The sequence below is a fragment of the Streptococcus mitis genome, assembly GCF_901542415.1.
GTDB classification, from domain to species: Bacteria; Bacillota; Bacilli; order Lactobacillales; family Streptococcaceae; genus Streptococcus; species Streptococcus mitis_BL.
Genome location: NZ_CABEHV010000004.1, coordinates 719,990 through 743,272 on the forward strand (window position 1 = coordinate 719,990; position 23,283 = coordinate 743,272).

At 40.7% G+C, this 23,283-nt stretch carries 23 protein-coding genes, 2 pseudogenes and 1 other annotated feature; of the genes and pseudogenes, 5 read left to right on the forward strand and 20 right to left on the reverse strand.

The window, feature by feature from the left end:
* Positions 1-2: 2 nt before the first annotated feature.
* The 5 genes from FQT24_RS03750 to FQT24_RS03770 all read right to left on the reverse strand — a co-directional run bounded on the left by FQT24_RS03750 (position 3) and on the right by FQT24_RS03770 (position 4,740).
* Complete coding sequence (locus FQT24_RS03750) at positions 3-1,265, reverse strand: glutamate-5-semialdehyde dehydrogenase (RefSeq protein ID WP_143952205.1); 1,263 nt, start codon at positions 1,263-1,265, stop codon at positions 3-5.
* A 9-nt stretch (positions 1,266-1,274) separates the two neighbouring features.
* Positions 1,275-2,384 carry a glutamate 5-kinase gene (gene proB, locus FQT24_RS03755; protein ID WP_221928343.1) on the reverse strand — a complete coding sequence of 370 codons (1,110 nt, stop codon included), beginning with the start codon at positions 2,382-2,384 and terminating at the stop codon, positions 1,275-1,277.
* A gap of 109 nt (positions 2,385-2,493) precedes the next feature.
* Entirely contained in the window at positions 2,494-3,384 is an 891-nt protein-coding gene (locus FQT24_RS03760; RefSeq protein WP_143952207.1) for an RluA family pseudouridine synthase, read from the reverse strand.
* Entirely contained in the window at positions 3,374-3,835 is a 462-nt protein-coding gene (gene lspA / locus FQT24_RS03765; RefSeq protein WP_143952208.1) for a signal peptidase II, read from the reverse strand. Before lspA ends, FQT24_RS03760 begins: the two co-directional genes overlap by 11 nt.
* The gene (locus FQT24_RS03770; RefSeq protein ID WP_143952209.1) at positions 3,832-4,740 is read right to left on the reverse strand and encodes a LysR family transcriptional regulator; all 909 of its coding nucleotides are present in this window, start codon (positions 4,738-4,740) and stop codon (positions 3,832-3,834) included. Before FQT24_RS03770 ends, lspA begins: the two co-directional genes overlap by 4 nt.
* Between FQT24_RS03770 and FQT24_RS11045 the strand changes: the two are divergent.
* Positions 4,733-4,807: pseudogene (locus tag FQT24_RS11045) on the forward strand (AraC family transcriptional regulator); the annotation flags it as partial. The gene FQT24_RS03770 and the pseudogene FQT24_RS11045 sit on opposite strands and share 8 nt — an antisense overlap.
* A 175-nt stretch (positions 4,808-4,982) precedes the next feature.
* Here FQT24_RS11045 and FQT24_RS03775 read toward each other — a convergent pair.
* The 5 genes and pseudogenes from FQT24_RS03775 to FQT24_RS03795 form a co-directional block, all read right to left on the reverse strand.
* Positions 4,983-5,393 carry a DUF5301 domain-containing protein gene (locus FQT24_RS03775; RefSeq protein WP_143952210.1) on the reverse strand — a complete coding sequence of 137 codons (411 nt, stop codon included), beginning with the start codon at positions 5,391-5,393 and terminating at the stop codon, positions 4,983-4,985.
* A gap of 325 nt (positions 5,394-5,718) precedes the next feature.
* On the reverse strand, positions 5,719-6,012 hold the full coding sequence (gene rpmA / locus FQT24_RS03780) for a 50S ribosomal protein L27 (protein ID WP_000916509.1): 294 nt from the start codon (positions 6,010-6,012) through the stop codon (positions 5,719-5,721).
* 16 nt (positions 6,013-6,028) lie between these two features.
* Positions 6,029-6,373 carry a ribosomal-processing cysteine protease Prp gene (locus tag FQT24_RS03785; protein WP_000613699.1) on the reverse strand — a complete coding sequence of 115 codons (345 nt, stop codon included), beginning with the start codon at positions 6,371-6,373 and terminating at the stop codon, positions 6,029-6,031.
* 15 nt (positions 6,374-6,388) lie between these two features.
* Entirely contained in the window at positions 6,389-6,703 is a 315-nt protein-coding gene (gene rplU, locus FQT24_RS03790; protein WP_000109141.1) for a 50S ribosomal protein L21, read from the reverse strand.
* Positions 6,704-6,739: 36 nt separating this feature from the next.
* Positions 6,740-6,827: a sequence feature (ribosomal protein L21 leader region), on the reverse strand.
* A gap of 64 nt (positions 6,828-6,891) precedes the next feature.
* Positions 6,892-7,577 (reverse strand): annotated as a pseudogene (locus FQT24_RS03795) (YoaK family protein).
* A gap of 153 nt (positions 7,578-7,730) precedes the next feature.
* Here FQT24_RS03795 and FQT24_RS03800 point away from each other — a divergent pair.
* Both FQT24_RS03800 and FQT24_RS03805 read left to right on the forward strand, forming a co-directional pair.
* Complete coding sequence (locus tag FQT24_RS03800) at positions 7,731-8,708, forward strand: Gfo/Idh/MocA family protein (RefSeq protein ID WP_143952212.1); 978 nt, start codon at positions 7,731-7,733, stop codon at positions 8,706-8,708.
* Entirely contained in the window at positions 8,705-9,787 is a 1,083-nt protein-coding gene (locus tag FQT24_RS03805; protein ID WP_084928601.1) for a DEAD/DEAH box helicase, read from the forward strand. Before FQT24_RS03800 ends, FQT24_RS03805 begins: the two co-directional genes overlap by 4 nt.
* Positions 9,788-9,939: 152 nt before the next feature.
* Here the strand turns inward: FQT24_RS03805 and tuf are convergent, their stop codons facing one another.
* On the reverse strand, positions 9,940-11,136 hold the full coding sequence (gene tuf / locus FQT24_RS03810; protein ID WP_001040726.1) for an elongation factor Tu: 1,197 nt from the start codon (positions 11,134-11,136) through the stop codon (positions 9,940-9,942).
* A gap of 247 nt (positions 11,137-11,383) precedes the next feature.
* Between tuf and FQT24_RS03815 the strand changes: the two genes are divergently transcribed.
* On the forward strand, positions 11,384-12,550 hold the full coding sequence (locus FQT24_RS03815; protein WP_143951979.1) for an IS30 family transposase: 1,167 nt from the start codon (positions 11,384-11,386) through the stop codon (positions 12,548-12,550).
* Positions 12,551-12,886: 336 nt separating this feature from the next.
* Here FQT24_RS03815 and FQT24_RS03820 read toward each other — a convergent pair whose 3' ends face one another.
* Positions 12,887-13,996, reverse strand: coding sequence for an AI-2E family transporter (locus FQT24_RS03820; RefSeq protein ID WP_049551951.1), 1,110 nt, complete (start codon positions 13,994-13,996; stop codon positions 12,887-12,889).
* Between the two features lie 102 nt (positions 13,997-14,098).
* On the opposite strand from FQT24_RS03820, the gene pbp3 reads away from it, so the two are divergent.
* Positions 14,099-15,340, forward strand: coding sequence for a D-alanyl-D-alanine carboxypeptidase PBP3 (pbp3, locus tag FQT24_RS03825; protein WP_143952213.1), 1,242 nt, complete (start codon positions 14,099-14,101; stop codon positions 15,338-15,340).
* Positions 15,341-15,537: 197 nt separating this feature from the next.
* On the opposite strand, the gene sufB is transcribed toward pbp3, so the two are convergent.
* The 8 genes from sufB to FQT24_RS03865 form a co-directional block, all read right to left on the reverse strand.
* Positions 15,538-16,950, reverse strand: a complete 1,413-nt coding sequence (gene sufB, locus FQT24_RS03830; protein ID WP_143952214.1) for a Fe-S cluster assembly protein SufB — start codon at positions 16,948-16,950, stop codon at positions 15,538-15,540.
* A 56-nt stretch (positions 16,951-17,006) separates the two neighbouring features.
* Positions 17,007-17,447, reverse strand: a complete 441-nt coding sequence (gene sufU / locus FQT24_RS03835) for a Fe-S cluster assembly sulfur transfer protein SufU (protein WP_004261446.1) — start codon at positions 17,445-17,447, stop codon at positions 17,007-17,009.
* A complete protein-coding gene (locus FQT24_RS03840) occupies positions 17,434-18,660 on the reverse strand; it encodes a cysteine desulfurase (RefSeq protein ID WP_143952215.1) in 1,227 nt (408 codons plus the stop codon). The genes sufU and FQT24_RS03840 overlap by 14 nt, the downstream gene beginning before the upstream one ends.
* 10 nt (positions 18,661-18,670) lie before the next feature.
* On the reverse strand, positions 18,671-19,933 hold the full coding sequence (gene sufD, locus FQT24_RS03845) for a Fe-S cluster assembly protein SufD (RefSeq protein WP_143952216.1): 1,263 nt from the start codon (positions 19,931-19,933) through the stop codon (positions 18,671-18,673).
* A gap of 27 nt (positions 19,934-19,960) precedes the next feature.
* Positions 19,961-20,731, reverse strand: coding sequence for a Fe-S cluster assembly ATPase SufC (sufC, locus tag FQT24_RS03850; RefSeq protein WP_000114489.1), 771 nt, complete (start codon positions 20,729-20,731; stop codon positions 19,961-19,963).
* Between the two features lie 150 nt (positions 20,732-20,881).
* Positions 20,882-21,076, reverse strand: a complete 195-nt coding sequence (locus FQT24_RS03855) for a DUF3272 domain-containing protein (protein ID WP_001081602.1) — start codon at positions 21,074-21,076, stop codon at positions 20,882-20,884.
* A gap of 27 nt (positions 21,077-21,103) precedes the next feature.
* Positions 21,104-22,759 carry a DNA polymerase III subunit gamma/tau gene (gene dnaX / locus FQT24_RS03860; protein ID WP_143952217.1) on the reverse strand — a complete coding sequence of 552 codons (1,656 nt, stop codon included), beginning with the start codon at positions 22,757-22,759 and terminating at the stop codon, positions 21,104-21,106.
* Complete coding sequence (locus FQT24_RS03865) at positions 22,759-23,256, reverse strand: GAF domain-containing protein (RefSeq protein ID WP_143952218.1); 498 nt, start codon at positions 23,254-23,256, stop codon at positions 22,759-22,761. Before FQT24_RS03865 ends, dnaX begins: the two co-directional genes overlap by 1 nt.
* Between the last annotated feature and the right edge of the window lie 27 nt (positions 23,257-23,283).

The following is a 23,283-nucleotide window of genomic DNA, read 5'->3' on the forward strand; positions in this document are numbered from 1 at the left end:
TCTTACTCCCTTATCTGTCCGTCACCAGTAACCACATACTTGTAGCTAGTCAACTCCTTCAAGCCCATGGGACCACGCGCGTGCAATTTCTGAGTAGAAATCCCCATTTCACATCCAAGACCAAATTGACCACCATCGGTAAAACGAGTTGAGGCATTGACATAGACAGCTGCAGAGTCCACCTGATCTGTAAAGTAAGCTGCAGCTTCAGCATTTTCTGTCACAATGGCGTCCGAATGATGAGTACTGTGGGCTTCAATATGGGCAACCGCTTCTTCTAAACTGCTCACAACCTTAACAGCTAGGACATAGTCTAAAAATTCAGTGTCAAAGTCTTGATCCTCAGCTGCTTGACCTGAAACAAACTGGCTTGCTTTGCTATCCAAGCGGAATTGAATTGGTTCCAACCCAGCTTCTTTTCGATTCTCAACTAGCACTTGCTCCAAGCGAGGAAGGAAGATTGCTGCCTTGTCTTCATGAACAAGGAGAACCTCCATGGCATTGCATACAGAAGGACGACTGGTTTTGGCATTGTTGATGATAGACAGTGCCTTGTCGTCATCTGCGTCCTTATCGACATAAACATGGACAATCCCAGTTCCTGTCTCGATAACTGGTACAATAGCATTTTCAACCACTGCATTGATCAAACCAGCTCCTCCACGAGGTATGAGAAGGTCTAGATAGCCCTTTGCCTTCATCATAGCATAACTACTTTCACGGCTAGTATCTTCCACCAGTTGAATCACATCTGGGTGAATAATAGTCATTTCCAAGCCCTTCTTCAAGGCTGTGACAATGGCATGGGCTGTTTGATAGGCGTCCTTACCACTACGAAGAACAACCGCATTTCCACTCTTGAGAGCCAAAGCAGCTGCGTCTGACGTCACATTTGGACGACTTTCATATATAATACCGATAACACCCATAGCCACACGTTTTTTGGTGATAACCAAACCATTTTCAAGATGATTGGTTTCTAAAACTTCACCGATTGGATCTGGTAAAGCAACCACTTCACGAATCCCACTTGCCATTGCTTCTATACGTCCTGCATCCAAATAAAGACGATCCAGCATCACATCTGAGATTTTACCCTTGGCCTCTTCCATATCGAGGGCATTGGCCGCTAAAATCTCCTCAGTAGCTACTAATAAGTGATTAGCCATGGCTAACAAGGCTTGGTTTTTCACCTCTTCACTAGCTGTGTTGATCGATTTTTTAACAGCCTGTACCTGTTCAAATTGTTCTTGTGTACTTACCATAGTTTACCTCTAAAATTCTGTAAAGAGTAGTTGGATTTCAGGAGTAATGGAAATCCAGTCATCACGGTGAATCAAGACACCCTTGGCTTTTTGAGAACGCAACATATCCTCCAAAGCAGATGCCCCAAATTGCACGCGTCCTTTTCCAAGTGATTTTCCACTTTCCTTGTCAAATACTGTCACGATATCACCGTAAGAAAATGCTCCTTCTGCGTCAACAATACCAGATAAAAGAAGACTCTTTCCATGTTGGGAGAGGGCTTCTGCAGCCCCTTTATCAACCCAAATAGAACCTTGACTCTGAGCATAAAAGGCCAGCCATTGTTTCTGGGTACGAAGTCCCTTCTCTTGAGCAACAAAGTAGGAACCATCCTTGGTCTCCTCAGCTGCCTCAATCATGGCATCTGACTTCAAGGATGAGCAGATATAAACAGGAACTCCTGATTCCGTCGCGATAGTTGCGGCTTTGATTTTGGTTAACATGCCACCTGTACCATTAGACGAACCTGCTCCACCGGCCATATCAATAATCTCACGATTGATAGTCTCAATTTTCTCCAAGCGTTTGGCTCTTGGATCTGAATTAGGATTTCCAGTATAAAGACCGTCTACGTCTGTCAAGAGGACCAAAAGATCTGCTTGGACCATGGCTGCTACCTGAGCACTTAGAGTATCATTGTCCCCGACCTTGAGCTCATCAATAACGACACTGTCATTCTCATTGATGATAGGAATCGCGCCACGGCTAAGTAGAACTGACAAAGCCTGATGGGCATTTTTATAACGGCGCTTATCCACAAAATCATCTTGGGTCAGCAAGATTTGTGCAGAAACGATTTGGCGCAAGAGAAGGTTGGTCGTGTATTCTTCCAACAAAAGCCCTTGTCCTACCGCTGCTGAAGCCTGTTTATCAGCAATCTTAGTCGGACGCTTTTTAAATCCTAAGGCCCCAAAACCTGCAGCAATGGCACCTGACGACACCAAAATCAATTCATGACCAGCCTCGTGCAGCATAGCCAACTGCTGGGTAATAGCCTTTACCTTACTACGTGATAAACTTCCATCCTCATTCGTCAGAGAAGAAGTTCCCACCTTAAAGACAATCCGTTTGTATTTCATAGTCTCACTCCGATTCTTCATATTTATCCATTATAACATGAATGGCAGGAAATAGAAAAGAGTTGATAGGAAAAAGGTCGAGACAAGTCATCTCAACCTTTTATCAAATCTAATTCTTTCTCAATCTCTCCAAGGTTTCCTTAAAAATCTCTGGGATATCTGCTGTAAATTCCAAAATCTCACCTGTTCGTGGATGAGTAAATCCTAGCGTCTTGGCATGAAGAAATTGTCCATGTCCTTTCAAAGTCTTGCGAGGGCCATAGACTTCATCCCCAGCGACTGGATGGCCGATATAAGCCATGTGGACACGGATTTGATGAGTGCGTCCTGTCTCTAGCTGCAACTCTACCAAGCTGTAATCACCAAAACGTTCCAAGACGTGGAAACGGGTCACTGCAGGCTTCCCTTTAGCAGTCACAGCCTGTTTCTTACGATCTTTTTCACTACGGCCAATCGGCGCTTCAATCACACCGCGATCATTAGGCAGATTTCCATGAACAATCGCCCAATATTTGCGGAGAGACTTTTTATCCTTGAGTTCTTGGGCAAGCGCTATATGCGCCTCATCATTTTTAGCAATCATGAGAAGGCCTGACGTATCTTTATCAATACGGTGAACAATTCCTGGACGCAGAACCCCATTGATACCCGACAAGTCCTTAATATGATACATAAGGGCATTTACCAGAGTTCCACTAATATGACCAGCACTCGGATGCACAACCATCCCCTGAGGTTTGTTAACGACAGCCACATCCTCATCTTGGTAGATGATTTCTAGTGGAAGATTCTCAGCCACATACTCTAAAACCTCTGGTTCTGGCACATGGTAAGTGACGATATCGCCCTCTTGGACAGTGTATTTAGCTTTCTTGACTTGGCCATTGACCAAGACCTGACCTGATTTAATTTGTTCATTCGCGAGACTGCGTGATAATTCTGTCAAATCCGACAAAGCCTTATCTAAACGCAGGCCACCAGTTTCAATTTTAATTTCCATTTATTTCCTCTTTTAGCATTGCAATCAATAAAATAATCACTCCAACCGTCAGATAGCTATCTGCCACATTGAAAATTGCAAAGTTGATAAAGTCAAGGTGAAACATATCCACAACAAAGCCCTGACTCACCCTGTCAATAAAATTTCCAAGACCACCTGCGATAATCAAGGTCAAACCCAAGACCATCCAGAGTGAGTCCTCCATGTGCTTATGTAGATACCAAATGGCACCTACCATAACGACCAGTGTAATAATAGCAAATAAGAACTGCTGATCTTGTAAGATAGAAAAGGCTGCCCCTCGATTTTGCAGGTAGGTCAAACTAATAAAATTGGGAATCCAAGAGCGCACTTCACCCAGTGGAATCTGCTGGACGATATAGGATTTAACTAACTGATCCAGCGCAATCAAAAGCAGTACAATGACTGCCACTATTCCTCTTTTTTTCATGATTTCCTCTTCTGATTAAAATATTCTTGCATGACTTCTACGAAAAGAGTTCCAGCCTGACTGAGCTCCACTTCCTCACGTTTAACATAGACCATGTGATTATCCAGGTCATCCTTGAGACGAATAACTGTGATGCCATTAACACTGTCACTATCTAAAAATCCAGAACCTGTCGCATAGGCGTCCGTCCGCTCCAAAATACCATTCAAGGTAGCACGGTCTGTCACATTAAACATCTGTGAGCTAGCGCTGGTATCGACAAAGTTCTCTGAATAATAAAGGTACTCATCTTTCTCTTGAGTGAAACGAACCGTCGGTAGATCTGCTAAATCCTCCATGACCAATTCATCTTTCTGAGCCAAAGGATGCCCCTCACGGAGATAAATATGAGTCTGGAAGGGAATCAATTCAATGACCTCAAGGCCTAACTTTTCAACCCGTTGCATAATCCCCTTTTTATTTTGATTGTTGAGGTAGATAATCCCAATCTCACTATGCCCTTGCGCTACCTCGTCTAAGATTTGAACAGTAGTTGACTCAAAAATACGGAAATTTTTGTAATCAGGATAGCGCTCTGAAAAGGCCGTAATAGTTGGTGGCAAGAAGTCATAGTGCTGACTAGCAATGGAAAATTCATCTTTTTCTTCTTCAGGATTGGCATACTGATTTTGAAAAATATCAAATCCTTTAACCAATTCTTGAGCTTTTTCATAGAATTCCATACCACGACGAGTCAAGAAAGTCCCTGAGCTGGTCCGACGGAAAATCTTAAAGCCCAACTCTTTTTCCAAATCACGAACAGAAATAGACAGACTCGGCTGACTAACATACATCTTTTCAGCAGCTTCACGGAAAGTGCCACTATTGGCAATGGCCACAACATAGCGTAATTGTTGAATGTTCATCTTCTACCCCCAACTTCTTTATCTTTTCATTATACCATATTTTAGAAGTTTTCCAAAAAGGAAAAAAGTATGGAAATTTTCAAGTCTCAATAAATACTCTAACATTCCAAGACAAGAATTAGAATAATGTCTTTTTTCAGTCCTTATCTGATTTCAAGCAAATAAAAACAGCAAATCCTTTTGATTTACCGTTTAAAAGATGATACAAGAAAAGCCTCTAACATTTTCTTTTTCCCTATAAATCAACTAGAAAAAATCTCTTCAATCCTATTGGCTATATCTGGACTTACTTCCCAAATACCAGCATAAGGTTGCTCAATATACTGTCTTTTCTTCTTAGTATATAGATAGACTGCACTATCCTTTTCTTCATTCTGATGATAAAACTTGATAATGATATAATCTTTAACATTTGTCGGTTGATCATTTACACTCTCCAAAGAGGTGGATTTTGACTGTTTCTGTATCTCCTCAATCAATTTTGAAATTTCTTCTCTCTTGTTGATAGTTTTAACATCTTCAGAGAGTTTTTTCTGCAGAGAAATAACAGAGATCTTTTCAGATTCAGGAAGAATAAGTTTTTTCTTACTAACACAAGCAGATAAAACAAGAAAAGAGATTGAACAGACTATTATGGTGATAAGATGTTTCATACAAGTTTACATCCTTTCATTCTTCTTACTTTTTCTCTGAGATACAATTATAGTATCAAACCTTAGCAATTTTTACAATATCTTATTCCCTTATAACATTCATTGCTGTTAAAGGTTTACATTCCACTATTTTATGATTGTATCTAAAAGATAAAGCAGCCGACAAGTTCGCTTCTTACATTGGTTTTTAAAATATGGGTATCAGCGTGGCTACCAAACAAAAAAAGAGGCTCTCCGAAAACTCGGAAAGCCTTATTTAATGCTACTTCTAGCTTCCTCACCTTTACATTTCAAGGCTCGGGATAAAAAGGTTCACTGGACCTTTTTATTTAGCGATTGGGTAAACAGAAACTTGTTTTTTATCGCGTCCTTTACGTTCAAAGCGTACTACGCCTTCAACTTTAGCGAACAAAGTATCGTCTCCACCACGTCCAACGTTTACACCTGGATAGATGTGTGTACCACGTTGACGGTAAAGGATTGATCCACCTGTTACAGTTTGTCCGTCAGCTGCTTTAGCTCCAAGACGTTTCGCTTGTGAATCACGTCCGTTTGATGTAGAACCTCCACCTTTTTTGTGGGCGAAAAGTTGCAAGTTGTTAAGAGTCATTTTTAACATAATGTTTTCCTCCGTGTTAGTTTTCTGTGATAACTCTGGTTTGGACGAACTCAGAAGAGTTCTCCGATAAGTTTGCCATACCTAAGAAAAATGATTCAAAGAATAACTGGGTCATTTCTCTCTGGTGTGAAGGAAGATCTTTTGGAATTTCAACCATCAGATAGCCACCTTCATCTTCGTTTAATTCTAGGATTGGTTCATAGCCTGCAAATTTCTCAATTGAATTGATAAAGTTAATGGCAAGCGTAGAAACCGATGCACACACGACATCTAAGCCGTATTCGCCACTCTCGGCGTGTCCAGTAATTTCCGCACTCCTCAGCTCGCCATCTTCGGCTCTCTCAAAGACTGCTTGTATCATGTGTTCTCCTTAAAATTAAGCGTTGATTGCGTTGATGACAACTTTTGTATATGGTTGACGGTGACCTTGTTTACGGTGGCTACCTTTTTTAGGTTTGTACTTGTAAGTAACAACTTTCTTTTGTTTTCCTTGTTTTTCAACAGTTCCAACTACAGTAGCTCCAGCAACAAGTGGAGTTCCGACAACAGTGTTTTCACCACCAACAAGAACAACTTCGTTAAAAGTAACTTCTTGACCAGCTTCAACGTTCAATTTTTCAACGTAAACTGCTTGACCAACTTCAACTTTAACTTGTTTTCCGCCAGTTTTGATAATTGCGTATGTGCTCATTATGCACCTCCTATGATTTTTATGGGTTTCCCCGATTTTTTTGTGAAGACTCGCCTAGCATCGTGGGACAAACCACTTAAACTTGAATAATCAAGCAACGATGTTCGTGCGGTTGCACAGGAACGTGCATAGTCAACTCTTCAAGTATAGCATATCTCCTATTTTCTTACAAGTAATAACACCTAAAATCAAGCTTTTTCTTTTACTTTTTTCGCCACGAAGCAAAAAGCATACTGAGGTAAAAAATGCTCATCATAATAGGAACACCGAGAATGGTCTTTTCATGATAGAAAATCGTCAAATAGGCTGAAAAGACAACGCCAAGGACAAAACTACTAAGCAGGCTTACAAAGATAATCCCTTCACGTAAAAATGGTGTGTGCTTGGTTCGGAAATAATCTCCAAAAGCCAGCATGGTCCGTTTGATATTCCCTGTCATAAAGGCATTATTGTAGGCAATACCCGAAACCTCACCAAAAGCAGTTGTCACCAAGCCCATACAAAAGGCTAAGGGCGGTACTAGATAGATATTATCTACAGTTTGCGGCACAAAACCAATAATGATTGATAAGATTGCCAAAGGAATCAATGACAGAATGGGCTTTTTCACAATTCTCAATTTTTCCTTATAAACAGTTAATAAAAAGACCCCCATCATAAAAGCTAGCAAGGTCATTACTTTGGCACTAGCATCTGAAACATTGTGTTGAATGAGCCCCACTGATAGAAAGACGACATTTCCAGTTTGTCCAGCAACAAGAGTATTCCCTCGCACAATAAAAGTATAGGCATCTACATATCCTGCACAAAAAGTCAAAAAAAGCGCTAGCCTCTTAGACTGACGTGATATTTTTCTTATAGGTAATAGCCTCATTTTTCCTCCCATTTCATTTACTCATCTCATTATTGTACCACTTTCTTTGGGAAAGTCCTAGTAGCTTATTTGAATTTTTTTACCCTCTGTTGGATAGTCCCGTCTATCTATGTTATAATGAAAGAAGGATTTGAAATCAGAAAAGGAGTAACTATGCTTAAATTAGGTGTCATCGGAACAGGGGCTATCAGTCACCACTTCATAGAAGCGGCCCATTCCAGTGGAGAATACAAGCTGGTCGCAGTCTATTCTAGAAAACTAGAAACTGCGGCAACCTTTGCTTCTCGCTATCAGAATATCCAACTCTTTGATCAAGTAGAGGACTTCTTCAAGAGTTCCTTTGATGTGGTCTATATTGCTAGCCCAAACTCCTTGCATTTTGCTCAGGCAAAAGCTGCCTTGTCTGCAGGTAAACATGTCATTCTTGAAAAGCCAGCCGTCACTCAGCCACAAGAATGGCTAGATTTGAGACATACAGCTGAGAAAAATCACTGTTTTATATTCGAAGCAGCTCGCAATTACCATGAAAAAGCTTTCACTATCATCAAAAACTTTTTAGCAGACAAACAAATTTTGGGAGCAGATTTCAACTATGCCAAGTATTCTTCCAAGATGCCGGACTTGTTGGCTGGAGAGACACCAAATGTCTTTTCAGACCGTTTTGCTGGTGGAGCACTTATGGATTTAGGGATTTATCCTCTCTACGCTGCCGTTCGTCTCTTTGGAAAGGCTCATGATGCAACCTATCAAGCTCAACAACTTAACAATAGCATGGACCTAAATGGTGACGGAATCCTCTTCTACCCAGACTTTCAAGTTCACATCAAGGCTGGGAAAAACATCACTTCCAATCTTCCTTGCGAAATTTACACAACAGATGGAACCCTGACTCTCAACACGATTGAGCATGTTCGCTCGGCTATTTTTACCGACCATCAAGGCAATCAAGTCCAACTCCCTATCCAACAGGCTCCTCATACTATGACTGAGGAAGTCGCTGCATTTGCACACATGATCCAGCAACCAGATCTGAATCTCTACCAAACTTGGCTGGAAGATGCAAGTTCAGTTCATGAGCTACTATATACTATGCGCCAGACTGCTGGCATTAGATTTGAGGCAGAAAAATGAAAAACAAACTACCAACTGAATGGCAAGAACTGAGTGACCAACTCGGTTTCCAAGAATTCACCCACATTCAAACTCAACTATTTGATCCTATTCTTGCTGGAGAAAACCTCCTAGGAGTGAGCCCAACAGGAACTGGTAAGACCCTAGCTTACCTCCTACCAAGTCTTCTCAGACTACAAAAGAAAAAAGCCCAACAACTCTTGATTCTAGCGCCTAATACAGAACTGGCTGGACAGATTTTTGATGTATGTAAAACGTGGGCTGAAGCTATCGGCTTGACAGCTCAACTCTTCTTATCAGGTTCGAGTCAGAAACGCCAGATTGAACGACTCAAAAAAGGACCAGAAATTCTGATTGGAACCCCTGGCCGTATCTTTGAACTAATTAAATTGAAAAAAATCAAGATGATGAATGTAGAAACCATCATCCTGGATGAATTCGACCAATTACTTGATGATTCTCAAATTCATTTTGTTGAGAAAATAACTCACTACGCACCTCGTGACCACCAACTTGTCTATATGAGTGCGACAACCAAGTTTGACCAAGAAAAGATTGCGCCTAACACACGTACCATTGATCTTTCTGACCAAAAATTGGACAACATCCAGCACTTCTACATGCAGGTAGATCAACGTCACCGAGTGGATATGCTACGAAAACTAGCTCATGTAGAGGATTTCCGTGGTCTGGTCTTCTTTAGCAGCCTATCAGACCTTGGAAACGCAGAAGAAAAACTACAGTATCGGGATATCTTGGCTGTTTCCCTAGCTAGTGATGTCAATGTTAAATTTAGAAAAGTCATCTTAGAAAAGTTTAAAGACAAGCAACTAACCCTGCTTCTTGCAACAGACCTTTTGGCTCGAGGGATTGATATTGATAGCCTAGAATGTGTCGTAAACTTTGATGTTCCTAGAGATATTGAAACCTACACTCACCGTGCTGGCCGTACAGGTCGCATGGGCAAGGAAGGTTATGTTATCACTCTCGTCACTCATCCAGAAGAAATCAAAAAACTCAAAAAGTTTGCAAGCGTACGTGAAATTGTCTTGAAAAACCAAGAACTCTATATCAAATGAAGCCCCCTTTGCTCTATGCACATCCGGTGTATGGAGCTTTTTTATGTAAACAATTCTTCAATTTTAGTTCAATATCAGAAAAAAGAACCTTGCAAAGCAAGATTCTTTTAGTGTCTGACTTAAATAATTGTTCTTCTGGGAACTAAATCGAATTAAGCTTCGATTTCTGTAACCATACCTGAACCAACAGTACGTCCACCCTCACGGATAGAGAATGTAGTACCTTGTTCTACGGCGATTGGGTGGATCAACTCAACGTCGATTGTCACGTTATCACCAGGCATTACCATTTCAGTACCTGCTGGAAGTTCAATTGAACCTGTAACGTCAGTAGTACGGAAGTAGAATTGTGGACGGTAGTTGTTGAAGAATGGAGTGTGACGTCCACCTTCTTCTTTAGTAAGGATGTAAACTTCACCTTTGAATTTAGTGTGTGGGTTGATTGAACCTGGTTTAGCGATAACTTGTCCACGTTCGATTTCGTCACGTTGAACACCACGAAGAAGGACACCTACGTTATCTCCGGCAAGACCTTCGTCAAGTTGTTTACGGAACATTTCAACACCAGTAACAACTGCTTTTTGAGTTTCTTCTTTGATACCAACGATTTCGATTTCGTCGTTGACTTTAACGATACCACGGTCGATACGTCCTGAAGCAACTGTACCACGTCCAGTGATTGAGAATACGTCTTCGACTGGAAGAAGCAATGGTTTGTCAGTGTCACGTTCTGGTTCTGGGATGTACTCATCAACTGTGTTCATCAATTCCATAACGATGTCTTCGTATTTAGTGTCACCTTCAAGGGCTTTAAGAGCTGAACCTTGGATAACTGGAAGATCGTCACCTGGGAAGTCGTATTCTGACAATAGGTCACGGATTTCCATTTCAACCAATTCAAGCAATTCTTCGTCGTCAACCAAGTCAACTTTGTTCATGAAGACGATAAGGTGTTTAACACCAACCTGACGTGAAAGAAGGATGTGCTCACGAGTTTGTGGCATTGGTCCGTCAGTTGAAGCTACTACAAGGATAGCTCCGTCCATTTGAGCGGCACCAGTGATCATGTTTTTAACGTAGTCCGCGTGTCCTGGAGCGTCGATGTGAGCGTAGTGACGTTTTTCAGTTTCGTACTCAACGTGCGCAGTGTTGATTGTGATACCGCGTTCGCGTTCTTCTGGAGCAGCATCGATAGACGCATAGTCTTTAGGTTGGTTAACTGATGAAGGCAAGCGACGTGCCAAAACAGTTGTGATAGCTGCAGTTAGGGTAGTTTTACCGTGGTCAACGTGTCCGATAGTACCAATGTTAACGTGTGGTTTACTACGATCGTATTTTTCTTTTGCCATTTGAGTAAAAGCCTCCAATAAAATATATTTTATAGATAGACAGTAGGCAATACAGTCTAACTTTCCTTACTATTTTATCAAATTTCAGCTAAATTGCAAGTGTTTTACAAAGTTTTTGTGAATTATTCTTAATCTGCTAATTTCTCAAAGTAACTTCCACTTGCCCAACCAAAGTGGAAATTAGTCTAAAACGGATTTTTATGGTGGAATTAAGTGTGAGACGTTTGAGTTAGAAATGAGGTCTACTATGACAAAACATAAACACCTTACCCTTTCAGACCGTAATGATATCCAATTAGGCTTAGAGCGCGGTGAAACCTTCAAAGCTATCGGACAATCCATTCTAAAAGACCCAACTACTGTTTCCAAAGAAGTCAAACGAAACAGACAAGTCCGAGAGTCTACATGCGATAACCTTCCTTGCCCTTTACTCGATAAGGCTCCCTTTGTCTGTAATGGATGCCCTAAAAGAAGACAAAATTGTGGATTTAAAAAAATCTTCTACCTTGCTAAACAAGCTCAAAAACAGTACGAACAAACTCTTGTCGAAGCTCGTGAAGGAACTCCCCTTAATTCCAAGGCCTTCTGGGACATGGACAAAGTCATTTCTGATGGTGTTAAAAAGGGACAACACATCTATCATATCCTCAAAACTCATAACCTTGATGTCAGTTCCTCAACCGTCTATCGACACATCCGAAAAGGATACCTATCTATCGCTCATATTGACCTAGCCAGAGCCGTTAAATTCAAAGAAAGACGGAAAAGGAAACTACCTTCCATCCCTAAAGAAGCTAAAAAAGGCCGTTCCTATGAGGATTTCCAAAACTATTTAGTCCTTAATCAACTAGACTCTTGGCTGGAAATGGACACAGTTCTGGGGAGGATGGGAGGTAAAGTCCTACTTACCTTCAACCTGTCTTTCTGTAACTTTATCTTCGCTAGGCTTCTGGATAATAAAACTGCCCTTGAGGTTACCAAACACCTCTATACCATCAAGAACACTCTTCATGAAGCTGATAAAGATTTCTTCCAACTCTTTCCTGTCATTCTTACCGATAATGGTGGAGAGTTTGCCAGGGTTGATGATATCGAAATGGATGTGCGAGGAGAGAGTAAACTCTTCTTTTGTGACCCTAATCGCTCTGACCAGAAAGGGAGAATTGAGAAAAACCACACACTGATTCGAGACATTCTACCTAAGGGAACTGCTTTTGACAACTTAACTCAAGAGGACATCAATCTCGTCTGCTCTCATGTCAACAGTGTCAAACGTGCTGCTTTGAATGGAAAGTCAGCCTATGAGCTCTTTGCCTTTACCTATGGAGAAGAGATTCCTAAGCTTCTAGGTATTTCTAAAATACCTGCAGAAGACGTCTGTCAGTCTTCGAAATTACTCCAACATAAGTTCTAAAAACTAACCTTTAACCGCATTCAAACGTCTCACACTAACTTCCACCATAGCGGAACTTAATCTGAAACGCTTTCAGATGAGGGGATTTTGTGCGCTCTTTTTTTCGATTCCTTTTGGTTACAAAAGCGATGAAATCAAGCATTAGTAAAACCAGTGGAACTTACCCTGACACGGATTTCCACTGGTTTTTAGGATTTTTATCAGACTAACTTCCACTTCTACTAGCGGTGGAACTTAGTTTGCGAATTTACCTTATTCTTAATCTACTAATCTAAACGGCACTTCCACTCCTATCACTTGCCTAAATAAAAAGAAAAATCAGGAATTTCCTGACTTTTACTTAGCTAATTCTCTTTCTCGTTCTTTCATTATTTTATGATTTTCATACAAACGTGATAAAAACTTAGAAATTTCTTTCAAGATAGAATAGGTTGGTACTGCGACAATCATGCCAATGACACCATAGATATTACTTGATAACAAAAGCAATACTAGAATCGTAATTGGATGAACCTTCATTACCCCACCAACGATTCGAGGGTAGAGGATATTTCCATCCACTTGTTGAATAATTAGCATATAAACAACTGCAATCAGCATTCTATGAGGATCAGTAAAGACATTAGCGATAATCATTGGAATCAAGCCAATACTTGGTCCTACATAAGGAATGAGATTGGCTAATCCTGAAAAGATGGCGAAGACCAAAGCATATTTTAAACCAATAATACTATATCCAATAAAGGCCAAACACCCAATAATAATCGCATCAATTGCAACTCCACTAATATAGCGAGCAATTGTCGCATTCAAATTCTTTAATAGGCCTGCAATATGTAGCTTATCTCTCTTTAAAACAGTACGTTCAAGCATCGGCAAGAACTTGTTACCGTCTAACAAAAAATAAATTAAGAACACAGGGGTCATGATAATAATCAAAACGGTACTAAAGAGCGCAGATAAGACACTTCCAACACTATTCGTCACACTATTTAAGATATTTTGTAGAATATCTACATAGGATAGATTTAATTGTTGAATTGTCGCTTGAATATCTATATTTTGAAAGGCTGGATAAGTAGATAAATCCACAATCAAATCTTGCAAACGACTATAAATTGTCTGACTTGTTGCTATCAAACTGGTCAACTGATTAATCAAAATCGGTAAAAGATAAACTACCCCAATAACTAGCCCCCAGACCAAGGTACACAAGGTTAGTAAAATACCAATGATACGGTTAATTTTGAAATACTTTTGTAAAAAATTTACAATAGGATTGGTCAAATAATATAAAAAACCACCTAAAAGAAAGGGAATCATTATAGTGTTTGCAACGCTTACAAAAGGTGTAATAATCGCTCCCATCTGTCTCCATAAATAGAAGATGATGGTTAATAGTAAAATCTCACTGGTCCAAAAAAATAATTTATTCTTACGAAACATGAAGTACCTCCATTCATCTATTTTACCACACTTTCAAAAAAGCTTCTTTCTTCTATCATGAAACTGGGAATATTTTTTTCTTTATGTTAGAATAAACTTACTATGAAAAAAATAATTTTAACTCTACTAAGTTTATCCGTAATTGGGTCAGCATCGACTGTTGCTGCTCAGGATTTTAATATTGCTGCTAAACATGCGATTGCTGTTGAGGCGAATACTGGTAAAATTCTCTATGAGAAAGATGCAACCAAGCCAGTTGAAATTGCTTCAATCACAAAGTTAATTACTGTTTATCTTGTCTATGAAGCCTTGGAAAACGGCAGTATTACACTATCAACTCCGGTAGATATTTCTGATTATCCTTACAAATTAACGACAAATTCTGAAGCGAGTAACGTTCCTATGGAAGCTCGTAATTATACCGTTGAACAGCTACTTGAAGCAACACTGGTATCTAGTGCCAACAGTGCAGCTATCGCCCTAGCTGAGAAAATTGCTGGCTCAGAAAAAGATTTCGTCGATATGATGCGCGCAAAACTCTTGGAATGGGGAATTCAGGATGCCACTGTTGTTAATACAACAGGTCTTAACAATGAGACTCTAGGGGATAACATTTACCCAGGATCTAAAAAAGATGACGAAAATAAGCTCAGTGCTTATGATGTCGCTATCGTTGCTCGTAACCTCATCAAAAAATACCCACAAGTCTTGGAAATCACGAAAAAACCTTCTTCTACTTTTGCTGGAATGACAATCACTTCGACCAACTACATGTTAGAAGGTATGCCTGCTTACCGTGGTGGTTTTGATGGACTGAAAACAGGAACAACAGATAAGGCTGGAGAGTCTTTTGTTGGTACTACTGTCGAAAAAGGCATGAGGGTTATCACAGTTGTTTTAAATGCAGATCATCAAGACAATAATCCCTACGCTCGCTTTACAGCTACATCTTCCCTAATGGATTATATTTCTTCTACATTTACACTTCGCAAAATCGTTCAGCAAGGCGATGCCTATCAAGATAGCAAAGTCCCTGTACAAGATGGAAAAGAAGATACGGTAACTGCAGTGGCCCCAGAGGATATCTATCTAATTGAACGTGGTGGGAATCAATCTTCCCAATCTATTCAATTCACACCTGATTCTAAAGCAATCCCAGCACCACTTGAAGCCGGAACAGTGGTTGGCCATTTGACTTACGAAGACAAGGATTTGATTGGTCAAGGTTACATTACCACAGAACGTCCTAGTTTCGAAATGGTAGCAGAAAAGAAAGTTGAAAAAGCCTTCTTCTTAAAAATTTGGTGGAATCAGTTTATCCGATTTATCAACGAGAAATTATAAAAAAATCGCGATTTTAAACCGCGATTTTTTTGTTACAAGTTCATCTTCAAAGTTCTTGATTTTGAGTAAATCTAATACTCAATAAAAATCAAAGAGCAAACTAGGAAGCTAGCCCCAGGTTGCTCAAAGCACCGCTTTTAGGTTGTAAATAAAGCTGACGTGTTTGGAGAGATTTTCGAAAAGTATAAAAACAAAGTTTACCCAACTGATCCTTCCATTTCATAGCTGATCAAGCGGTTCAGCTCAACAGCATATTCCATTGGAAGCTCCTTTGTAAATGGCTCTACAAATCCCATGACAATCATCTCAGTTGCCTCAGATTCTGACAATCCACGGCTCATTAGGTAATAGAGTTGCTCTTCTGAAATCTTAGATACCTTAGCTTCGTGTTCCAAAGCGACTTGTGAGTTGTGAATTTCATTAAATGGAATGGTATCTGATGCTGACAAGTCATCCATGATAATGGTATCACATTCGATGTGAGAGACAGATTTCTTAGAGTTTTTATTAAAGGTTACTTGTCCACGGTAGTCAACCTTTCCTCCACCTTTAGCGATGGATTTAGACACGATAGACGAGCTAGTATGTGGAGCGTTGTGGATCATCTTAGCACCAGTATCCTGGTGTTGCCCTGTATTGGCAAAGGCGATCGAAAGCATGGTGCCACGCGCCCCTTCTCCATCTAGGTAAACAGATGGATATTTCATGGTTGTTTTAGCTCCCAAGTTACCATCAATCCACTCAACAGTGGCATCTTTCAAGGCTTTAGCACGTTTCGTTACCAAGTTATAGACGTTATCAGACCAGTTTTGAATAGTCGTATAACGCATATAAGCACCATCTAAGGCAAAAATTTCTACGATGGCAGCATGCAAGCTGTTACTTGAATAAGTTGGCGCTGTACATCCTTCTACGTAATGGACACTTGCTCCTTCATCAACGATAATCAAGGTACGTTCAAACTGACCAGTATTTTCGTTGTTGATACGGAAGTAAGTTTGAAGTGGAATATCCACTTTGACCCCTTTTGGTACGTAGATAAAGGTTCCACCTGACCATACTGCTGAGTTAAGGGCAGCCAACTTGTTATCTGTCGGCGGTACCAACTTGGCAAAGTATTGTTTAAACAAGTCTGGGTATTCCTTGAGGGCAGAATCCGTATCTGTAAAGATAATCCCCAATTTTTGGAACTCTTCCTTCATGTTGTGGTAAACCACTTCTGACTCGTACTGGGCAGAGGCACCAGCTAGATAAGCACGCTCAGCTTCTGGTATCCCAATACGTTCAAAGGTTTCTTTGATTTTTTCAGGAACTTCGTCCCATGAACGGGCTGGTTTGTCAGATGGTTTTTGGTAGTAGATCAAGTCATCAAAATCAATCTCTGACAAGTCTGCTCCCCAAGTTTGCATGGGCATTTTTTTGAAGGTTTCATAAGACTTCAAACGGAATTCTAGCATCCACTCAGGTTCTCCCTTAGCAGCTGATAGTTCACGAATGACATCTTCGTTCAATCCTTTTCCTGTCGATAGGACAGGCTCTACATCATCATGGAAACCAAATTTATATTCACCAAGGTCAATTGGTTTTGGTTCTACTCTTTCTTCAGCCATAATATCCTTTCTTTCATTCTTCATTTCTACTGATTCATAAGACAAATAAACTTGCCTTACTTGTTTTCTTGATTTTCAATTGTTTTCTTCAGGGCATTCCAGGCTAGGGTTGCACACTTGATTCGTTGAGGGAATTTTGCAACACCTGACAAGAAAGCAGCATCACCAAGACTATCTTGTCTGTCATCTTTTTGCCCTTGAACCATTTCAGAAAAAATAGTCGCCAGTTCTAATATTTCTTGTTTGGTTTTTCCTAAAACGGCATCTGTCATCATGCTTGCAGAGGCAGTCGAGATGGTACAACCTGAGTTTAGAAAAGCGATATCTTCCAAGCGGTCATCTGCATCAAACTTGACGGAGAGATTGATGACATCTCCACAGGTCGGATTATTGAGACTGATTTGCTCAGCATCTTCTAACTTCCCTTGGTGATGTGGATTTTTCGAATGGTCCGCTACCACTGCCATATAAAGGCTATCTAGTTTAGAAAGTGCCATTGAAAAACTCCTTTGTCTTTTGTAAGGCATCGACTAGCTTGTCGCAATCTGCCTTGGTATTGTAGATATAAAAACTTGCACGAGCTGTTGCTGGAACATCCAAATACTGGAGCAAGGGTTGGGCACAGTGGTGACCCGCTCGAACAGCCACTCCTTCATAATCCAAAGCAGTCGCAAGGTCGTGAGGATGAAGGTCGCCTAGGTTAAAAGCAATGACACCTGAACGTTGAGCCAAGTCCTGTGAACCATAAATGGTCAGTCCTTCAATCGCCTGCAATTTAGGATAGACATACGAGATTAATTCCTGTTCATGGGCTTCAATGGCATCCATACCAATCTTTTCTAGATAATCCACTGCTGCTGCTAGTCCGATTGCACCTGCCATATTGGGTGTTCCAGCCTCAAATTTCCAAGGCAATTCCTTCCAACTAGCAGATTGCTCATAGACAAAATCAATCATTTCGCCACCAAATTCAACTGGTGACATTTGCTCCAGATACTTTTCTTTACCATAAAGAACACCGATACCAGTTGGGCCAGCCATCTTGTGACCTGAAAAGGCAAAGAAGTCCACATCCAAGTCCTGAACATCAATCTTCATATGAGGAGTAGACTGAGCACCATCCACCACCATGATGGCTCCCACTTGGTGGGCCATTTGAGTGATTTCTTTGATCGGATTGACAACACCCAGAACATTTGAGGCGTGAGCTAGGGAGACAAACTTGACTCTATCAGTCAATTTAGTTCGCAAATCATCCATATCCAGAGCTCCATTCTTAAGATAGACATAAACAAGTTCTGCCCCAGTCTTACGGCAGGCTTCCTGCCATGGAATGATATTGGAATGGTGTTCCATGACGGAAATCAAGACCTGATCTCCCTCAGTCAAGACTTCCTCTGCAAAGCGCGCCACCCAGTTCAGACTGGTTGTCGTTCCTCTAGTAAAGAGAACTTCCTTTGTAGACCCTGCATTGATAAACTTACCAATGGTTTCACGAGCAGCTTCATAGGAAGCAGTCGCCCGCTCCGCCAAGGTATGAACCCCACGATGAACATTGGCATTGTCGTTCTCATAGTAGCGGTTAATCGTCTCCAGAACTGCTAGTGGTTTTTGTGTCGTCGCGGCATTGTCCAAATAAACCAATGGTTCATCATTAACAATCTGGTCTAAAATTGGAAAATCCTTGCGAATCACTTCTACATCTAACATAGGCTACCCCTTAGCGTTTTGACAATTTTTCTTCGATAGTTGCAATCATTTCATCACGAACTTCCTTGACTGGAATCTCAACGATAACAGATCCAAGGAAACCACGGACAACCAAACGTTCTGCAGTTGCCTTATCCAAGCCACGGCTCATGAGGTAATACATATCTTCTGGATCTACCTGACCGATAGAAGCCGCGTGTCCTGCAGTTACGTCATTTTCATCAATCAAAAGAATTGGATTGGCATCTGAACGTGCCTGATCTGAAAGCATAAGAACACGACTCTCTTGTTGGGCATCTGCTCCCTTGGCACCCTTGATAATGTGGCCAATACCATTGAAGGTCAAGGTTGCTTTTTCAAGAATAACCCCATGTTGAAGGATATTTCCGATTGAGTTGCAACCATAGTTAGTCACTCGGGTATCAATCCCTTGTACCTGACGGCCACTTGAAAGAGCTACAACCTTGAGATCTGCATGGCTACCATTTCCAATCAAGTCGCTATCAAAGTCCGCAACGACGTTCCCTTCGTTCATGACACCGATTGCCCAGTCAATGCTTGCATCGTTGCCTAATTTACCACGACGGCTAATGTAGGCAGTGACATTCTCACCAAGACGGTCAATCGCAGCAAATTTTACTTGCGCACCTGAACGAGCAATTACTTCTACTGTGATATTAGCAGTTGCTTTGGCACTTCCTTCACCGCGTGACTCTAGACGCTCCAGATAACTAATCTTAGAATTTTTACCAGCGATAATCATAATATGCTTGTTAAACGGCACATCACTATCGCTGTCTTGATAGAAAATTCCTTCGATTGGTTCTTTAATCTCAACATTATCAGGAATGTAGAGAACAGCACCACTGTTGAAATAAGCTGTATGGTAGGCTGCCAACTTGTCATCGTCATACTTAACAGATGACATGAAGAATTCCTCAATAAGCTCTGGAATTTCTTCTAAAGCTGAGTGGAAGTCTGTAAAGACGACACCCTGTTCAGCTAACTCAACTGAAGTTTGCTCAAAAACAGTTTGAGTTCCTACTTGCACCAACTTCAAGTGATTATCTAGAGCTGTGAAATCTGGAACATTTGCTGATGGCTCACTTTCTGTAATCGTTCCATCACCCAGATTCCAACGGTGGAATTTGACACGCTCAATAACTGGTAATTCCAAAGTCTCAATCTTGTCAAAAGCTTTTTGACGGAGATCAGCTAACCAGCTTGGTTCAGCGTGCATTTCTGAAAAAAGTTTAATATTTTCTTTAGTCATTTACTTCTCCTAAAAGATACGAGGGAATTACAATTCTTCCTTGTAATCGTAGCCAAGTTCTTCAGCTAGTTTTGCGTATCCTTCACGTTCCAAACGCGCAGCCAACTCTGGACCACCTGAAAGGACAACACGACCTTCCATCATGACGTGTACCACATCAGGTGTGATGTAGTTCAAAAGACGTTGGTAGTGAGTGATAATCATAGCACCAAAGCCTTCACCACGCATGGCATTAACACCTTTAGAAACAACTTTAAGGGCATCAATATCAAGACCAGAGTCAATCTCATCCAAAAGGGCAAAAGTTGGTTCCAACATCAAAAGTTGAAGAATCTCATTACGTTTTTTCTCACCACCAGAGAAACCTTCGTTGAGGTAACGCTCAGCCATTTCTTCTTTCATGTTGAGCAATTCCATCTTTTCATCTAGCTTAGTGATGAACTCGCGAACTGAAATCTTCTCATCGTCTTCTTTACCAGCATTCATGGCTGCACGAAGAAACTCAGCGTTAGTAATACCAGGAATTTCTGATGGATATTGCATAGCAAGGAAAAGTCCCATACGCGCACGCTCGTCCACTTCCAACTCAAGGATGTTTACGCCATCAAACAAGACTTCACCTTTGGTAACTTCATAGTTTGGATTTCCCATGATAGCGGCAGAAAGAGTCGATTTACCTGTACCATTTGGTCCCATGATAGCGGCGATTTCTCCTGTTTTCAGGGTCAGGTTAACCCCTTTTAAAATTTCTTTTCCTTCAATCTCAACGTGAAGATCTTTGATCTCTAATACTGACATGATAGTTCCTTTCTTTTTCAAGGCCTTTACAGTGCTTACTGGAAACATACTTGATTTCCCTAGAAAATACGGTAAAAGGTCAATAAATATACTTTTATAGTATAACAAAAAAAAGCCTAAAAGGCTTTGATTTTGTCTAGAAGCTGAGGACTAGTCTTTTCCTTTTAAATGCTGGTCAATGACATCTACAATCTTGCCCATCAAGTAACTAACTCGGAAATTTCTAAAGAGCAAAATGGCCCAAAAGGCTGCCATAATATAGCGACCAGTCATCCAGGCTTCATTGAAAAAATAGGTCTCAGCAGCTGTAAACAGCGCAATGATAATAAATTGTTGTCTATTCATAAACTTATTGTATCATGAAATCTTTCTTTAGTCTTCCTCTACCTTCACTTTATCAGCCAAAAATTCAAATCCTTCTGGAATCAGACTTTCTTCTGCTTCTTTTTCAGTTTGAGAAGATTTGGCTTTGGCTGAAAAGGCTGCGCGAACTTCTTTCCATTCCTCCATGGAAATAGCTAAAATCTCAGGTGAAAAACCTGCTGCCTGACTGAGGATGTTGCCAAACATGGTATTGAGATTGTCCCGTTTCATGGTTTGACCAGCATTAAAGTTAGACTCAAAAGCAAGAATAGCATGGTGCTCATTGGCTGCAACCGGTTGAGAACCAACTAGCAGAGCCTTATCAGGACCTCCTAGACTTTCAATCACCTCTCCCCAGGCATTCTGTAAGCGAATCAGATTTTGACGTGCTAAATCAGGATTTTCAACGGCCTCTTGTAAGATAGATTGAACTTTATTACGATCCACACGATAGACTGTCTTGCCTACTACTGGGCGACTTGGAGCTGGACTGGTTGGCTTGGGTACAGTTCCCACATTTGCGAGTTCTTGTTTGAGACGGGCAACTTCCTGTCTCAGCGAATCAATTTCATGTTCAACTTCCCCAGAAAGAGCTGGTTCAGGCTTAATCTCTGCCAAACGGATAGTCATCATCTCAGCATAAATCTTAGGCTGCAAACTAGACTTAATATCTGCTAAACTGACTGTCGCCAAGCGAATCATTTCAAACAGATTTTCCTGAGGAAGACCCAAATTTTCTACAAAAACTGGACTATGATGAGTGTTTTCTCCCCCTGTTTGAACAATTAACAAATCTCTTAAATAGTGCAAAAGGTCGGTCACAAAACGAGTCATGCTCTTACCATTGTCAAAAAGAAGATTCAAGCAAGACAAAGCCTTGGGAACATCCTGTTGAGACAAGGCAGCCACATAATCATCCAAGGCTGATAGACTAATTGTGCCAGTAATTTCTTCAGAGATGGCAGTCGTCAGCTCGTTTCCCTGTGTCAAACTCAGGGCTTGATCCAAAATAGACAAGGCGTCCCGCATCCCACCTTCAGCTCGTCTAGCAATGATTTCCACAGCTTCTGGTTCAGAACTGATATTTTCCTTTTCTAAGATATAGTGGATATGTTCCTTAATATCCTGTGTCTTAATTGATTTAAACTCAAAACGTTGGACACGGGATAGAATAGTGGCAGGAATCTTGTGCAATTCAGTAGTAGCTAAAATAAAGACCACATTCTGTGTTGGCTCTTCCAGCGTCTTTAGGAGAGCATTAAAAGCCCCTGTAGACAGCATATGAACCTCGTCTATGATATAAACCTTATAACGGGCAAGACTAGGAGCATAGGTAGATTTATCACGGATTTCACGAATTTCATCAACCCCATTATTAGAGGCCGCATCCATTTCGATGACATCTTCTAAACTACCATCCGTCACTGCTTGACAAATATAGCAGTTATTGCAAGGTTCACCACCCACTTGATTGGGACAGTTCATAGCCTTGGCAAAAATCTTAGCCACACTGGTTTTTCCCGTTCCACGAGGACCAGAAAAAAGATAAGCGTGACTTATTTTCTCTTGCTCCACTGCTTGTTTAAGAGTCTTAGCCACAACTTCCTGTCCAACCAACTGGGAGAAGTTTTGACTTCTATATTTTCGATAAAGTGCTTGATACATTAGGCTTTCTCCCCAAACATTGTAAAGTCCCATTCTGTCTTTTCAAGCAAAATAGCGACAAATTGTTTCAAATAATCTCGATCCATAGCATCATAATCATCAAGCTCTGAAGAATCCAGATCCAGAACTCCAAGTAATTGACCATTCTTTATCATCGGCACAACAATTTCACTTTTAGCTCGACTATCACAAGAAATATAGTTGGGATAAGTTGTTACATCACCAACCAGAACAGTTTCCTGAAAATGAGCTGCCTCCCCACAAACACCTTTTCCCAGTGCAATACGTATGCAGGAAACACCTCCTTGGAAAGGACCTAGAACCAATTCCTTTCCATCGAACAGATAAAAGCCTGCAAATACGGTATTAGGTAAGCGTGATTTTAGAAGAGCACTGGCGTTGGAAAGATTAGCCAAAACATTGGTTTCACCATCCAATAAAAAAGAGAGCTCTTCATTTAACATTTGATAACGTGATTGTTTTTCTGATTCTAACATAGGACTATTATATCAAAAAAGGCTTAC